Genomic DNA, 14,775 nt, shown 5'->3' on the forward strand with positions numbered 1-14,775 from the left:
GGTTTTGTTGGAAAGGCTGGTACACTGACTATAAATTTTTTTGAATAAAAAGCGGACAAATAACATGGCAGATCAATCAAAAGAAACCACTGATTTTGGTTTCCGCACCGTAGCCAAAGAACAAAAAAAAGAGATGGTGGCAGAGGTATTTCACTCTGTGGCCGCGAAATATGACTTAATGAATGACTTAATGTCATTTGGCATTCACCGTATCTGGAAACGTTTCACTATTGAGTCAAGTGGTGTTCGCCGTGGTCATAAGGTGCTTGATCTCGCTGGTGGAACAGGCGATCTAACCGCAAAATTCTCCCGAATGGTGGGGGAAAAAGGGCAAGTTGTTCTGGCTGATATCAACGACTCAATGTTGAAAGTTGGGCGCGAAAAATTACGTGATATCGGTATTGTAGGCAATGTCAGTTATGTCCAAGCTAATGCTGAAGAGCTGCCTTTCCCAGATAACCATTTTGATTGTATTACCATTTCCTTTGGCTTACGTAATGTCACGGATAAAGAAAAAGCACTACGCTCCATGTATCGGGTGCTTAAGCCGGGCGGACGCCTATTGGTGCTGGAATTTTCTAAACCTGTATTGGCGCCATTAAGTAAGGTTTATGATGTTTATTCATTCCATGTTCTGCCCCGAATCGGTCAGATGATTGTGAATGATGCGGATAGTTACCGCTATCTGACAGAATCCATCCGTATGCATCCTGATCAGGAAACCTTAAAAGGTATGATGGAAGAAGCGGGCTTTGACCAGGTTTATTACACCAATATGACTGGTGGGATCGTTGCACTGCACAAAGGGTTCAAATTCTGAGATGGAAACATCCTTATCAAGCCATAGTATGAGTTCTGCGGTATCAAAGGATAAGGTGTTATTTCCGGTATTGACAGCCTTTCTGGAAACAACCCTGAATCACTTGTTATATCGCGAAGCTGTATTAAAACCTGCCCGCTTGAGACTGGCCGGTAAAATATTGTCCATTGAACTAAAAGAAATTGAAACACCATTGATACTGATATTCAGTGAGAGACGAGTGGATGTTTTGAGCCAATGGTCAGAACCTGTGGATTGCTCAATGAAAGCAACGCTCCCTGCATTACTCAAGCTACGGGATCGCCAGTGCCTTTCAACCCTGATTAACAGTGGTGAAATTGTCATTGAAGGGGATATGCAGGTGATTCAACAATGGTCAGCTTTGCTGGACATGTCAGAGTGGGATCCTGCGCATTACCTTTCTCCTTATGTTGGGGATATCGTCGCAGAAGGTATTACCCGGCTGATGAAGAAAAGTGTTGAATTTGCCAGCAATACTATTACAAGGAAAAAAACGTATTTCACCGAATCATTGACGGAAGAATGGGGCATGGTTCCCAATGCGTTGGAAGTGGCCTATTTTAGTGAAGAAGTTAATGCTGTTGCCAATCAGATAAACCAACTCGAAAAACGGTTGGCGGCACTGGAGGGAAAACATGACTCCCAGTGAAATTAGGCGACTTTACTTTATCATCCGAGTCTTTCTTTCTTACGGGTTGGATGAGCTTATCCCTAATATTCGTTTGACATGGCCGTTACGTTTTGGGCGTTATTTCCTGTTTTGGATACCTAACAGGCATAAGGATAAGCCTCTTGGTGAACGTTTACGTCTGGCATTACAAGAACTTGGCCCAGTATGGATCAAATTTGGTCAGATGCTCTCTACGCGTCGTGACCTGTTCCCGCCTGCAATCGCAGATCAACTTTCGATGTTACAAGATCGGGTGGTTTCCTTTGATGGCGCAGTGGCACGAAAATCGATTGAAACGGCTTTAGAGGGCTCGCTGGAAACCTGGTTTGAGGATTTTGATCCACAACCACTGGCTTCTGCTTCTATCGCTCAGGTACATACTGCTCGGTTGAAAGAGAATGGTAGAGAAGTTGTCCTGAAGGTGATCCGTCCAGATATTCTGCCGGTAATTAAAGCTGACGTACGGTTAATGTATCGTTTGGCAAATCTGGTTCCCCTGTTACCAGATGGGCGTCGTCTGCGTCCGCGTGAAGTTGTAAGGGAATATGAGAAAACCCTGCTTGATGAACTAAATTTATTACGTGAAACTGCAAACGCGATTCAATTGCGGCGTAATTTTGAAGATAGTCCAATGCTCTACGTGCCGGAAGTCTATCCCGACTATTGCCGGGAAAATGTTTTGGTGATGGAGCGGATTTATGGCATTCCCGTGTCGGATGTCGCTGCTTTAGAGGCGCAGAACACCAATATGAAAGTGTTGGCTGAGCGTGGAGTTCAGGTATTCTTCACCCAAGTATTTCGCGACAGCTTTTTCCATGCGGATATGCATCCTGGTAATATTTTCGTCAGTTATGACAAACCGGAAGATCCTACTTATATCGGTATCGATTACGGTATTGTTGGCTCTTTGAATAAAGATGATAAACGCTATTTGGCTGAAAATTTCATTGCTTTCTTTAATCGTGATTATCGTCGGGTCGCTGAACTGCATGTTGATTCTGGTTGGGTACCGGCAGATACCAATGTGGAAGATTTCGAATTTGCCATCCGTACCGTTTGTGAGCCGATTTTTGAAAAACCCCTGGCTGAAATCTCATTTGGGCATGTTTTGCTAAACCTTTTCAATACTGCTCGTCGTTTTAATATGGCAGTTCAACCCCAGTTGGTTCTGTTGCAGAAAACGCTGTTGTATGTTGAAGGTTTGGGGCGCCAACTTTATCCTCAGCTTGATCTGTGGAAAACAGCAAAACCTTTTCTGGAAGATTGGCTACATGATCAAGTTGGGCTTCCCGCTATTGTGCGTGCCTTTAAAGAAAAAGCGCCTTATTGGGCGGAAAAGTTACCAGAGCTTCCAGAGCTGGTATATGGCACGCTCCAGCAGCATCGACGTTTGCAGAGCAGTATTGATCAAATATCGCAACAATTCAGGGATCAACAACTCAGGCAGCGCAAATCTCTTTATTTATTGGGGATTGGTGCAACTCTCTTTATCTGTGGTAGTTTGTTTCTCATCATAGATCAGAAACATCTGGCGTGGGGGATGATGGGCATCGGAATTGCATCATGGGGATTAGGCTGGCGTCATTTAAGTAAGCGTCAATAATTCAGTAATGATGACGATTAAATCAAGGTAATTTTACGACGACCCTTGTATGATTGCGTTATTTTTGAACATCGGGTTCGTCGTTTATCATTAAATCACGAGTAATATTCTGATGAATAGAGGTAGGTCAGTATGGGTGGTATAAGTATTTGGCAATTACTCATCATTGCTGTCATTGTTGTACTGTTGTTCGGTACTAATAAGCTGCGCACCTTGGGTTCAGACTTGGGTGAATCAATAAAGGGCTTTAAAAAAGCAATGAGTGATGATGAAAAACCACAGCCGCCGGAAAAAATGAGTCAGGATGCTGAGTTTGAAACGAGAAACCTCACTGAAAAGTCCACGGCTGCACAATCTGAACATTCAGAGAATAAAAGTAAAGACAAAGAGCAGGTATAAACCGTGTTTGACATTGGTTTTAGTGAACTACTGTTAGTGATGATCATTGGCTTGGTTGTTCTGGGGCCGGAACGTCTGCCTGTGGCGGTAAAAACAGTGGCTGGCTGGATCCGAGCATTGCGTTCTCTGGCGGCTAATGTCCAGAATGAGCTTGCTCAGGAACTGAAATTGCAAGAACTTCAGGATTCTCTAAAGAAAATGGAAGAAAAAGCCGATCTGCAATCACTTTCGCCAGAATTAAAAGCATCAATGGAGGAGCTAAAGGAAGCGGCTGAATCATTGAAAAATACCTATCAGTTGAAACCGGATGAAATGAGAGAATTAGAGGAAGACGAAACGCATTTTCATTCTTCTGAATCCCAATCGGTTGCAAGGCACTCGAATTCAGAACAGGGCAGTTCGGAACCTGTCATTGCAGAGCAATCGAGTGTAAGACCAGAGCAGCAGAAAAAAAAATCTCCTGAACAAGCAAATGGCGAACACTGAAACATGTCTGTGGATAATACCCAACCTCTTATCAGTCATTTGATTGAACTGCGTAAGCGGATTTTAAATAGCCTAATTACCGTGCTGATAGTGTTTCTGGCATTGGTTTATTTTTCCAATGACATTTATCGGCTTATTGCAGCGCCTTTAATGGAACAATTACCTAAAGGCGCTAATATGATTGCAACAGATGTTGCGTCGCCTTTTTTTACACCCATTAAACTGACCATTATGGTGTCTATCTTTGTTTCGGCACCGATGATCCTTTATCAAATATGGGCATTTATTGCACCGGCTTTGTATAAGCACGAACGCCGTTTGATTATGCCCCTACTGTTTTCCAGTAGTATATTGTTTTATCTGGGAATGGCTTTTGCCTATTTTATTGTTTTTCCCATTGCGTTTGGTTTCTTTATCAATACTGTGCCGGTCGGAGTGGTGATCTCGACGGATATCAGCAATTACCTAAGCTTTGTCATGGCGCTATTTATGGCATTTGGCGTTTCATTCGAAATACCTATTGCCATTATTTTGCTGTGTTGGAGTGGGGTAGTGACGCCAGAATCGCTAAAAAGAAAACGCCCTTATATTTTAGTTGGGGCGTTTGTCGTTGGGATGTTGTTAACACCACCTGATGTTTTCTCACAAACTCTGCTGGCGGTTCCCATGTATTTGTTATTTGAATTGGGAATTTTGCTTTCGCAGTTTTATGTTGGTAAACGAGAGCGCCGTAATTTAATTAATGCAGAAGATGAATCAGTCAGTGATATTGGAGACAATGTTAAAAAATAATCTGGCGCTGAACATTCATAATTATTGCGAACTGATTGCTGGTGTTAACATCATTATCATGAAGCGATGACTATTAACCCAGCGCCTTATCGCTGGGTTTTACATTAGGAGAATAATATGAGCTATGTATTTCCGGGGGTATTTCCCGGTCGTCGTATGCGCCGTGTGCGCCGTCATGATTTTTCCCGCCGTTTAGTTGCTGAAAATCAACTTACTGTTAATGACCTGATTTATCCTGTATTTGTTATGGAAGGAACGAATCAGCGTCAGGAAGTTCCTTCAATGCCAGGAGTGTATCGTCTGACAATCGATCTTTTGCTGAAAGAAGCAGAAGAGATTGCCCGACTGGGTATTCCTGTTTTGTCTCTGTTTCCCGTTATTGAAGCGGACAAGAAATCGTTGGATGCGAAAGAAGCCTATAACCCAAATGGATTGATCCAGCGTTCTGTTCGTGCGCTGAAAGATGCTGTACCTGAGCTGGGCCTTTTGACGGATGTAGCGCTCGATCCATTTACGACCCACGGGCAGGATGGTGTGATTGATCCGGATGGCTATGTTATCAATGACATTACCAAAGATATTCTGGTTAAGCAGGCATTATCCCATGCTGAAGCTGGCGCTGAGATTGTTGCGCCAAGCGATATGATGGATGGCCGCATTGGTGCTATTCGCGAACAGCTTGAAATGGATAATTATATCAATACCCAAATTATGGCTTATTCTGCCAAATACGCCTCTTGTTACTATGGACCATTTAGGGATGCCATTGGTTCCAGCAGTAACTTGAAAGGTGGCAATAAGATGACTTATCAAATGGATCCGGCAAACAGTGATGAGGCGTTACAGGAAATTGCGCAGGATTTGCAAGAAGGTGCAGATAGCGTCATGGTTAAACCTGGTATGCCGTATTTGGATGTGATCCGTCAGGTGAAAGATACTTTCGGTGTACCGACATTTGCTTATCAAGTTTCTGGTGAATATGCCATGCATATGGCGGCTATTCAAAATGGTTGGTTAAAAGAGCAGCCAGCAATTATGGAATCACTATTGTGCTTCAAACGGGCGGGAGCAGATGGTGTTTTGACCTATTTTGCCAAGCGTGTAGCGCAGTGGCTGCATGAACAAAAATACTGATTAGTGTAATCGCTTGGATATATAAAAACGGGCAATTTTGCCCGTTTTCTGATTAAACCTTGATGAAATGTTTATTATCTAAAACCTTGGAAACTTCTTTATTGAGAATATTCAGCAAGAGAATGGAACGGGTTTCCCCATCTGGCTCGTTATAAATTGCTTGAATGCCTTTGAAAATTCCCGAAGTAATCAAGACAGTATCACCAGTAATTGGGGTTTCAGGTGCAATATATTCTTGTTCAGTAACAGACATTAATTCATCAATTAATGTCTGTGGAACTATGGCGGGATAAGTGCTGAAACGAACGAAATGATTTACACCACGTGTTGAGTTAACAGTAGTGGTATGAATAAGTTCAGGATCAAAATGAACAAACAGGTAATTGGGAAACAATGGTTCAGTAACAGTGGTTCGTTTACCTCGAATGATTTTTTCAATTTTGGCTGTAGGGGTTAAGCAAATTACGTCCTGTCGCTCTAAGTTCTCTGTTGCCCGAGAGATTTGCCCACGTTTACAGTAAAGAAGATACCAATTTCCCATAATATTTCGACTCCATTGCGTAGAATGTCTAGCATAACAAAACCAGTGCTAACGGGTCATCAGTAAAAATAGACGTTATTTAAAGTGTAAGTCGTATTTTTTTATATTCTATTTTAGTACAAATCCATGTATTAGTGATTGCATTAAATCCATTGTTTTTTATCAGGTTATGACTTTTCCTTGTAACCCTCATGGGAGGGATTATAATGGCTTTCCCTCCTTGAAAATCGGCACGAATGAACAATATGAAATATCGCGATCTAAGAGACTTTCTTTCCTTGTTGGAACAATCAGGTGAATTAAAACGAATTAGTATGGAAGTTGATCCATATCTGGAAATGACAGAAATCGCAGATCGTACTCTTCGTGCCGGTGGCCCTGCCTTATTATTTGAAAATCCTAAGGGATATTCGATGCCTGTGTTGTGCAATTTGTTTGGGACACCTAAGCGAGTAGCCATGGGTATGGGGCAGGATGATGTTAAGGCATTGCATGATGTTGGGAAGCTATTGGCTTTCCTTAAAGAGCCTGAGCCACCAAAAGGCTTCCGTGATTTGGTCGATAAATTGCCTAAATTCAAACAAGTTTTGCATATGCCAACCAAACGCCTTAGCTCTGCGCCTTGTCAGGAGCAGATTTGGGCAGGGGATGAGGTGGATCTGACCCGTATTCCTGTCATGCATTGTTGGCCGGAAGATGCCGCTCCCTTGATTACCTGGGGATTGACGGTGACTAAGGGGCCGAATAAAGAGCGCCAGAACTTGGGTATCTACCGCCAACAGGTATTGGGAAAAAACAAATTGATTATGCGCTGGTTATCCCATCGTGGTGGTGCGCTTGATTTTCAGGAGTGGTGTCAGGCTCACCCGGGGGAACGTTTCCCTGTATCCGTTGCATTGGGCGCCGATCCTGCCACGATATTGGGTGCCGTCACTCCAATTCCGGATACTTTGTCTGAATATGCGTTTGCCGGATTATTGCGTGGGCATAAAACGGAAGTCGTTAAATGTATATCCAATGATCTGGAAGTGCCTGCCAGTGCTGAAATTATCCTTGAAGGCTATATTGATCCTGCCGAAATGGCACCAGAAGGACCCTATGGTGATCATACTGGCTATTACAATGAAGTAGATATGTTCCCGGTATTTACGATTACCCATATTACCCAACGTTGTGATGCTATCTATCATTCCACTTACACTGGACGTCCGCCGGATGAACCTGCGGTGCTAGGGGTTGCCTTGAATGAAGTCTTAGTGCCAATATTACAAAAACAATTTCCTGAAATTGTGGATTTTTACTTGCCGCCAGAGGGCTGCTCTTATCGACTCGCGGTCGTTACAATGAAAAAACAGTATGCAGGCCATGCCAAGCGAGTAATGATGGGAGTTTGGTCATATCTGAGACAATTTATGTACACAAAATTTGTTATCGTTTGTGATGATGATATCAATGCGCGAGATTGGAATGATGTCATCTGGGCGATAACAACGCGAATGGACCCGCAGAGAGATACTGTCTTAGTGGAAAATACACCAATTGACTATCTCGATTTTGCATCGCCTGTTTCTGGATTAGGCTCAAAAATGGGGTTAGATGCAACGAATAAATGGCCAGGAGAGACACAAAGGGAATGGGGGCGCCCGATAGTGATGAGCGATGAAATTCGGGCTCGTGTCGATGAAGTTTGGGATCAATTAGATATTTTGAAGCGATAAGAGGGAACGCATGACAATATTAAGCTGTAAAGTAACATCGGTTGACTCCATTACAGATACAGTTTATCGGGTTCGTTTATTACCTGATTCGCCTTTTTCTTTCCGTGCAGGACAATATTTAATGGTGATTATGGATGAAAGAGATAAACGCCCTTTCTCCATGGCATCGCCACCATCAGAAAAGCAGATGATTGAGCTGCATATTGGTGCTTCTGAACTAAATCTCTATGCGATGGCAGTAATGGATAGGATCCTGGATCAGAAAGTTATTGAAATTGATATTCCGCATGGTCAGGCCTGGTTTCGTCAAGACAGCGAAAACCCGATGTTATTGATTGCCGGCGGAACGGGATTCTCATATACGCGTTCTATCTTATTGGCAGCATTGGAAAAAAATCCTAATCGTGAAATTTCCATCTATTGGGGAGGACGAGAATTGCAACACCTTTATGATTTGGGGGAGTTGCAATCATTGAGTGAGCGCTATCCAAATTTGACCGTTGTTCCTGTGGTTGAACAAGTTGATGAACACTGGCGCGGAAGAACGGGCACAGTTCTGAGTGCGGTTTTGGAGGATTTCGGCAGTCTGGCAAACCATGATATCTACATTGCTGGCCGCTTTGAGATGGCTAAAATTGCCCGTGAACGATTCTGTAGTGAACGTGATGCTTCTATTGAGCACATGTATGGAGATGCATTTGAGTTTATTTGAGCCGTTTACCGATCAAAGATAAGACGACAGAAAATAAAAAAAACCCGCCCTTGACAGGCGGGAAACTATGGTAACAACGTACTAGGTGATGCAATAAATAAGACAGACAAGGAAAAACGTTAATTTTTAAAAGCCATAAATTTCAATCATCAGCTAGGTTTTATACTCTTTCAATAATCGTGGCGATACCTTGGCCTAACCCGATGCACATGGTTGATAGTCCGAACTGAGCATCTTTACGTTCCATCAAATTAAGCAGGGTGGTCGTAATGCGAGTACCAGAACATCCCAATGGGTGACCGAGAGCAATAGCGCCACCATGCAGATTTATTTTGTCATCCATGCTATCCAGCAGGTTCAACCCTTTTATGCAAGCCAAGGATTGTGCAGCGAATGCTTCGTTCAGTTCCATGACACCAATATCTGCAAGACTTAATCCCGCTTTTTTCAAAGCCATCTGTGTTGCCGGTACAGGGCCATAACCCATGATTGAAGGATCACAACCAACAACCGCCGTTGAGCGGATACGAGCACGAGGTTTTAATCCTAACGCTTTAGCTTTACTTTCATTCATGATCAGCATGGCAGAGGCGCCATCGGAAAGTGCTGATGAGTTACCCGCGGTTACACTGCCAGTGACTGGATCAAAAACAGGACGCAGCGCAGCCAAATCTTTTAGGTTGGTTTCTGGGCGGATCACTTCATCAAAATCGACGAATTTCATATTTCCATCAGCATCATGCCCATATATAGGAACGATTTCGCTGGCGAAAGCCTTGGATTCGGTCGCTTCTGCTGCACGTCGATGAGAACGTAGGGCAAACTCATCTTGCATTGTGCGACTAATATTGTGCATTTTAGCCAGCATTTCTGCCGTCAATCCCATAACACCTGCTGCCTTGGCAACGTTACGGCTTAATTTTGGATGAAAATCGACACCGTGTGTCATGGGAACATGTCCCATATGTTCAACACCACCGACCATAACAATATTGGCATCACCAGTCATGATCATGCGGGCACCGTCGTGCAAAGATTGCATTGAAGAACCGCAGAGGCGGTTAACGGTTACTGCGGGGACTGAATGAGGAATACCTGCCAGTAAGGCAGAGTTACGGGCAATATTGAACCCTTGTTCCAGTGTTTGTTGCACACATCCCCAAGAGATATCATCAATATCTTCAGGCTTAACGGCAGGGTTGCGTTTGAGTATTGATTTCATCAGATGTGCGGAGAGATCTTCGGCACGGACCTGACGGAATACACCACCTTTTGAGCGCCCCATTGGGGTACGGATACCATCAATAATAACTACGTTTTCCATGTTTTCAGACCTCACGCTTTTTCACCTGGATTAACAACAAGCTCTGCGGGTGCAGGGTAGTAATTCTCATTGCTTTCGGATTTTGCTTTCAGGCCAGCAGGGATGTGATAGAGGGCGCCCAAATGAGCATAACTTTCTGCCATTTTCACATAGGCTGCGGTTCCCATATTATCCAGATAACGGAAAACACCACCGTGGAATGGAGGGAAGCCTAAGCCATATACCAACGCCATATCTGCCTCCGCAGGGCTGGCAATGACACCTTCTTCTAGGCAACGAACAACTTCGTTAATCATTGGGATCATGGTTCGAGCAATGATCTCTTCGCCAGAGAAAGTATGTTTCGGTTTGCTGATGCTTGTCAGTAACTGATCGGTAGTATCATCCAGCTCTTTTTTCGGTTTGCCTTTTTTATCTTGGGTATATTTATAGAAACCAACGCCATTTTTCTGACCATAACGTTGATTTTCAAATAGCACATCAATAGCATCCCGATAATCACGGCTCATACGGTCAGGGAAACCCTGAGCCATGACAGCTTGTGCATGGTGAGCGGTATCAATACCGACAACATCAATGAGATATGCAGGACCCATTGGCCAGCCAAATTCTTTTTCCATGATTTTGTCGATTTGGCGGAAATCACCACCATCACGCAACAACATGCCAAAACCAGCCAGATATGGGAACAATACGCGGTTTACAAAGAAACCTGGGCAATCGTTAACGACAATCGGGGTTTTACCCATTTTACTGGCATATGCCACAACGCTGGAAATAGTCTTATCTGAGGTTTTTTCACCGCGAATGATTTCAACCAACGGCATACGATGCACTGGGTTAAAGAAATGCATACCACAGAAATTTTCTGGGCGTTTTAGTGATTTTGCCAATTCAGTGATGGGGATTGTGGAAGTATTAGATGCCAGAATACAGTCGTCGCTGATATGCGATTCGGTTTCAGCCAGAACCGCAGCCTTAATTTTAGGATTTTCAACGACAGCTTCAACCACAATTTGGGCTTGCTCAATACCAGCATAATTCAGGGTTGGATGAATGGATGCCAGAATTTTCGCCATCTTCATAGCATCTAAGCGTCCACGCTCAAATTGTTTATGCAGCAATTTGGCTGCTTCATTAATACCTAAATCCAGCGCTTTTTGGTTGATGTCTTTCATCAAGACAGGAATACCTTTGCGTGCTGATTGGTAGGCAATGCCTCCTCCCATAATTCCCGCACCCAATACAGCCGCATGTTCAGGGGTTGTGACGGCTTGCAGATGTTTTTTCGCCAGCCCTTTAACATATTGGTCGTTCAGGAAGATACCGACTAAGGCACGGGCGACAGAGGTATGCGCTAATGATACAAAGCTGGTGGACTCCAGTTTCAGAGCTTCATCGCGACCTAGTGTAGCCGCTTTTTCAATAGTTTTTACCGCAGTGATGGGAGCCGGATAATGCGGACCGGCAACCTTCATTACCATACCTTTTGCTACGGTGAAACTCATGGTACGTTCGATCTCATTGAGATTCAGAGGTATTAGTTTAGGTTGACGGGCTGCTTTCCAATCTAAGTCTCCTCGAATGGCCTGTTCCAGAATTGAAACGGCAGAATCAAGCAGTTTTTCGGCAGGAACGACGGCATCAACCAGGCCATTTTTCAGCGCTTCTTCAGCACCAATATCTTTTCCTGCGGAAATGATTTCGAGAGCATTGTCTGTGCCAATCAAACGTGGCAGACGGACAGAACCACCAAATCCCGGCATAATGCCCAGTTTAGTTTCTGGCAATCCGATGCGAAGATCTGGAGAGGCGATACGGAAATCGGTTGAAAGTACCAATTCACACCCACCGCCAAGAGCGTAGCCGTTGATAGCGGAGATAGTCGGAACAGGGAGATCTTCTATACGGTTAAAGATATTGTTGGCGAGATTTAGCAATTCGTGCAGTTTTTCTGCTGGCGCACTGAATAACGATAAAAATTCTGTAATGTCTGCGCCAACAATAAAGGCTTGTTTTTCAGAACGCAACAGCAACCCTTTTAATTTAGTCTCTTGCTCAAGGGTGGAAACGGCTTTATCCAGAGAAGTCACCGTTTTTGTATCTAATTTATTAATTGCAGCCGGTGCATTGAAAATGAGTTCAGCAATGCCATCTTTCAGCCATTTTACTTGAATAGTTTCACTTAGGTAGAGCATGTCATTCTCCTCAATGAGTGCATACCATCTGGTATGACCAGATGAGGTTGATTGTGATTACTGTGTTAATTTAATGCAAACCGATGATGAATTTTTTGTAGGGCGGATCACAGGTAAGATTTATGGCAGGGATCAACATATTTAGTTAGTGTTTTGAAAAATATAAATATATTAGCTTAATTTTAGAAAGAGGGTTTTTCACGTGATAGCTCCCACCATAATGAATTGTGATAATATTTAAGCTCCTGCCAAAAAATCAAAAGGCTAATTAAGATGGAAAAGTTGGCATCTCTGTACCAAGAACATATTAAAACCTTACAAAAACGTGCCCAAGAAATCTTAGAACGAACTCAGCTTGACGCCTTGCTTATTCATTCAGGTGAATCATTACGGGTTTTTCTTGATGACAGCCATTATCCGTTTAAGGTCAATGTGCACTTTAAGGCATGGATACCTGTGACCAAAGTGCCTAATTGCTGGTTGTGGATTGATGGAGTTAATAAACCTAAGCTCTGGTTTTATTCACCTGTAGATTACTGGCACAGCGTAGAACCCCTGCCCAATAGCTATTGGACTGATGAAATAGAAATGATTCATTTGGCAAAAGCTGAAGATATCAGCACAAAGCTGAATGGATTAGCCAAACAGAATACAGCTTATATTGGTGAACAAACTGAATGTGCTAAATCTTTGGGTATTCTTGATCACAATATCAACCCAAAAGCTGTTTTGGATTATTTGAATTATCATCGTTCATATAAAACAGATTATGAATTGGTTTGTATGCGTGAGGCTCAGAAAACCGCCGTCAATGGTCATCTGGCAGCCTATGATGCATTTTTGTCTGGCGTGAGCGAATTCGAAATTAATATGTTCTATTTGATGGCCACCGGACACCGTGATACCGATGTTCCTTATGATAATATTATTGCCTTGAACGAGAATACGGCTGTTTTGCATTACAATAAGTTACGACAGAGGGTTCCTTCTGACATTCGCAGCTTCTTGATTGATGCTGGTGCTGAATATCATGGTTATGCAGCGGATATCACCAGAACTTATGCCGCAAAACCTAATAACGATTTTGCCTCACTGATAAAGGATCTGAATGAAGAACAGCAGGCGATCATCGGCACAATGAGAACGGGAGTCCGATATACTGATTACCATGTTAATATGCATAAACGCATAGCCAGGATATTGAAAAAACATGATATTGTTCATGGGATCAGTGAAGAAGATATGGTTGAGACAGGATTGACGACACCATTTTTCCCACACGGACTCGGTCATCCTCTGGGGTTGCAGGTGCATGATGCTGCTGGGTTTATGCAAGATGATAGAGGAACCCATCTGACAGCTCCGGAAATGTATCCTTATTTGCGCTGTACCCGTATCCTGGAGCCAAGAATGGTTTTAACCATTGAGCCTGGGATCTATTTCATTGAAACTTTATTAGCGCAATGGCGTGAAAGCGAATATCGTCAACATTTCGATTGGAAAAAAATCGATATGTTGAAACCTTATGGTGGTATTCGTATTGAAGATAACATCGTTATTCACGATGGAAAAATTGAAAATATGACCAGAGACTTACAATTATCGTAATGAAGCCTTATTTAATTCCGGCGGCTTCAGTCAGCTTTACTGAAGAAATAAAAAAGAGTCGTTTCATTACCCTGCTGGAGCACACCAGCGGGGTGGATGAGGCTAAGTTATTTATCCAAAGCATCAAAGAGCAATACCCTGATGCTCGGCATCATTGCTGGGCTTTTGTGGCAGGAGCGCCGGATGATTCCCAACAGTTAGGGTTTTCTGATGATGGTGAGCCTACTGGAACCGCGGGTAAGCCGATGATTGCTCAGTTAATAGGAAGTGGTCTGGGGGAAATTACCGCTGTATCTGTTCGCTATTTTGGTGGCATAAAATTGGGTACGGGAGGATTAGTAAAAGCCTATGGCAATGGGGTACAACAAACTCTGAAGCTGTTGCAAACCGAATACAAAGTACCGCAGAAGTTATACCAGCTACAGTGTGAGTATGCACATATTTCCACGGTAGAACAGTTGTTACATCAATTCTCTGGGCAAGTGATCGCCAGTGATTATGCTGAAAATGTTACGTTACAAGTCTCGTTGCCAGCTACCCTTGTTGGTGAGATAGGTGATAAATTACGGGACTTGAGCCGCGGTGCTTTGTTTTTAACGCCAAGTTCTTAACACAAAAATCATAACTATAACGCGATGCTCGACTTTTAGGGTGAGTTGAAATGACATAGCCGCTCCTTTATAACTTTAAGTCGTCAAAAATAGAGAAATAAAGGAACAAAAGGCTATGTCACAGCAAGATTTTATCAT

14 protein-coding genes are annotated in these 14,775 nt (G+C 43.2%); 11 read left to right on the forward strand and 3 right to left on the reverse strand.

Annotated features, from left to right (window positions below):
• Positions 1-64: 64 nt before the first annotated feature.
• The 7 genes from ubiE to hemB all read left to right on the forward strand — a co-directional run bounded on the left by ubiE (position 65) and on the right by hemB (position 5,925).
• Entirely contained in the window at positions 65-820 is a 756-nt protein-coding gene (ubiE, locus tag Xedl_RS11445; RefSeq protein WP_074023824.1) for a bifunctional demethylmenaquinone methyltransferase/2-methoxy-6-polyprenyl-1,4-benzoquinol methylase UbiE, read from the forward strand.
• A 1-nt stretch (position 821) separates the two neighbouring features.
• Positions 822-1,490, forward strand: a complete 669-nt coding sequence (gene ubiJ, locus Xedl_RS11450) for a ubiquinone biosynthesis protein UbiJ (protein ID WP_074023825.1) — start codon at positions 822-824, stop codon at positions 1,488-1,490.
• Positions 1,477-3,114, forward strand: a complete 1,638-nt coding sequence (gene ubiB, locus Xedl_RS11455; RefSeq protein ID WP_074023826.1) for a ubiquinone biosynthesis regulatory protein kinase UbiB — start codon at positions 1,477-1,479, stop codon at positions 3,112-3,114. Before ubiJ ends, ubiB begins: the two co-directional genes overlap by 14 nt.
• A 132-nt stretch (positions 3,115-3,246) precedes the next feature.
• Positions 3,247-3,513: a Sec-independent protein translocase subunit TatA gene (gene tatA, locus Xedl_RS11460; RefSeq protein ID WP_074023827.1), complete on the forward strand. Its 267-nt coding sequence runs from the start codon at positions 3,247-3,249 to the stop codon at positions 3,511-3,513.
• Between the two features lie 3 nt (positions 3,514-3,516).
• Positions 3,517-3,999: a Sec-independent protein translocase protein TatB gene (gene tatB / locus Xedl_RS11465; protein ID WP_074023828.1), complete on the forward strand. Its 483-nt coding sequence runs from the start codon at positions 3,517-3,519 to the stop codon at positions 3,997-3,999.
• A gap of 3 nt (positions 4,000-4,002) precedes the next feature.
• Positions 4,003-4,791 (forward strand): Sec-independent protein translocase subunit TatC, encoded by a 789-nt coding sequence (tatC, locus tag Xedl_RS11470; protein WP_074023829.1) that lies wholly within the window; start codon positions 4,003-4,005, stop codon positions 4,789-4,791.
• Between the two features lie 117 nt (positions 4,792-4,908).
• Positions 4,909-5,925: a porphobilinogen synthase gene (hemB, locus tag Xedl_RS11475; protein WP_074023830.1), complete on the forward strand. Its 1,017-nt coding sequence runs from the start codon at positions 4,909-4,911 to the stop codon at positions 5,923-5,925.
• A gap of 52 nt (positions 5,926-5,977) precedes the next feature.
• Here hemB and rfaH read toward each other — a convergent pair whose 3' ends face one another.
• Positions 5,978-6,466 carry a transcription/translation regulatory transformer protein RfaH gene (gene rfaH, locus Xedl_RS11480; RefSeq protein WP_074023831.1) on the reverse strand — a complete coding sequence of 163 codons (489 nt, stop codon included), beginning with the start codon at positions 6,464-6,466 and terminating at the stop codon, positions 5,978-5,980.
• Positions 6,467-6,711: 245 nt separating this feature from the next.
• Between rfaH and ubiD the strand changes: the two genes are divergently transcribed.
• Together ubiD and fre are read left to right on the forward strand one after the other, a co-directional pair.
• Positions 6,712-8,184, forward strand: a complete 1,473-nt coding sequence (ubiD, locus tag Xedl_RS11485; RefSeq protein WP_074023838.1) for a 4-hydroxy-3-polyprenylbenzoate decarboxylase — start codon at positions 6,712-6,714, stop codon at positions 8,182-8,184.
• A gap of 10 nt (positions 8,185-8,194) precedes the next feature.
• On the forward strand, positions 8,195-8,896 hold the full coding sequence (gene fre, locus Xedl_RS11490; RefSeq protein WP_074023832.1) for an NAD(P)H-flavin reductase: 702 nt from the start codon (positions 8,195-8,197) through the stop codon (positions 8,894-8,896).
• A 160-nt stretch (positions 8,897-9,056) separates the two neighbouring features.
• On the opposite strand, the gene fadA is transcribed toward fre, so the two are convergent.
• Entirely contained in the window at positions 9,057-10,220 is a 1,164-nt protein-coding gene (fadA, locus tag Xedl_RS11495) for an acetyl-CoA C-acyltransferase FadA (protein WP_074023839.1), read from the reverse strand.
• 11 nt (positions 10,221-10,231) lie between these two features.
• Entirely contained in the window at positions 10,232-12,418 is a 2,187-nt protein-coding gene (gene fadB / locus Xedl_RS11500; RefSeq protein ID WP_074023833.1) for a fatty acid oxidation complex subunit alpha FadB, read from the reverse strand.
• A gap of 273 nt (positions 12,419-12,691) precedes the next feature.
• On the opposite strand from fadB, the gene pepQ reads away from it, so the two are divergent.
• Both pepQ and Xedl_RS11510 read left to right on the forward strand, forming a co-directional pair.
• Entirely contained in the window at positions 12,692-14,026 is a 1,335-nt protein-coding gene (gene pepQ / locus Xedl_RS11505; RefSeq protein WP_074023834.1) for a Xaa-Pro dipeptidase, read from the forward strand.
• Positions 14,026-14,637, forward strand: a complete 612-nt coding sequence (locus tag Xedl_RS11510; protein ID WP_074023835.1) for an IMPACT family protein — start codon at positions 14,026-14,028, stop codon at positions 14,635-14,637. The genes pepQ and Xedl_RS11510 overlap by 1 nt, the downstream gene beginning before the upstream one ends.
• Positions 14,638-14,775: the final 138 nt, after the last annotated feature.

The organism is Xenorhabdus eapokensis, assembly GCF_001908105.1.

Coding starts and splice junctions, on each gene's coding strand:
- ubiE (WP_074023824.1), top strand. CDS start 65: ATGGCAGATCAATCAAAAGAAACCACTGATTTTGGTTTCCGCACCGTA.
- ubiJ (WP_074023825.1), top strand. CDS start 822: ATGGAAACATCCTTATCAAGCCATAGTATGAGTTCTGCGGTATCAAAG.
- ubiB (WP_074023826.1), top strand. CDS start 1,477: ATGACTCCCAGTGAAATTAGGCGACTTTACTTTATCATCCGAGTCTTT.
- tatA (WP_074023827.1), top strand. CDS start 3,247: ATGGGTGGTATAAGTATTTGGCAATTACTCATCATTGCTGTCATTGTT.
- tatC (WP_074023829.1), top strand. CDS start 4,003: ATGTCTGTGGATAATACCCAACCTCTTATCAGTCATTTGATTGAACTG.
- hemB (WP_074023830.1), top strand. CDS start 4,909: ATGAGCTATGTATTTCCGGGGGTATTTCCCGGTCGTCGTATGCGCCGT.
- rfaH (WP_074023831.1), bottom strand. CDS start 6,466: ATGGGAAATTGGTATCTTCTTTACTGTAAACGTGGGCAAATCTCTCGG.
- ubiD (WP_074023838.1), top strand. CDS start 6,712: ATGAAATATCGCGATCTAAGAGACTTTCTTTCCTTGTTGGAACAATCA.
- fre (WP_074023832.1), top strand. CDS start 8,195: ATGACAATATTAAGCTGTAAAGTAACATCGGTTGACTCCATTACAGAT.
- fadA (WP_074023839.1), bottom strand. CDS start 10,220: ATGGAAAACGTAGTTATTATTGATGGTATCCGTACCCCAATGGGGCGC.
- fadB (WP_074023833.1), bottom strand. CDS start 12,418: ATGCTCTACCTAAGTGAAACTATTCAAGTAAAATGGCTGAAAGATGGC.
- pepQ (WP_074023834.1), top strand. CDS start 12,692: ATGGAAAAGTTGGCATCTCTGTACCAAGAACATATTAAAACCTTACAA.
- Xedl_RS11510 (WP_074023835.1), top strand. CDS start 14,026: ATGAAGCCTTATTTAATTCCGGCGGCTTCAGTCAGCTTTACTGAAGAA.